Here is a 504-nt window from a genome sequence, read left to right on the forward strand (position 1 = left end):
TATTAGGTACAGATGGAGATGATCATTTACAGGCAGATGCTAATTATTCCGTAATTTATGGTCTAGATGGTAATGATACGATACAAGGTGGTGTACAGAATGATTATCTATATGGTGGCAATGGAGATGACACGTTAATTTCTAATGGAGGTTCTGATAGTTTATACGGTGGATCTGGGAACGATACACTGATTTATGGTGGTAATTCCCCGAATGTATATACAGGATTAATTGGCGAAGCAGGGAATGACACCTATATTGTAGATAAAGCATTATTAGGGTCGTTGAGTTACGTTCATATCTTAGATAATACAAATGAACAAAATACACTTTATTTAAAATCAGTTTCAGCTGATGAAATTATTTTAAAACAGGCTAGTGCAGATAGAATTATTACATTTAATGATTCAACTGCCACCATACATTTTGGTGAGGGGCAATTATCCTCAATTGTATTTGACGATGGAACAGTTTGGAATAAAGCACAAATTGAAGCCAATATTA

General features: G+C 34.3%; 1 protein-coding gene. It reads left to right on the forward strand.

Annotated features, from left to right (window positions below; translation table 11 throughout):
* A partial coding sequence (locus ABD296_RS50450; RefSeq protein WP_407061611.1) for a calcium-binding protein occupies nucleotides 1–504 on the forward strand: 504 nt, incomplete at both ends.

The organism is Actinomadura napierensis (assembly GCF_039529375.1).
GTDB classification, from domain to species: domain Bacteria; phylum Actinomycetota; class Actinomycetes; order Streptosporangiales; family Streptosporangiaceae; genus Spirillospora; species Spirillospora napierensis.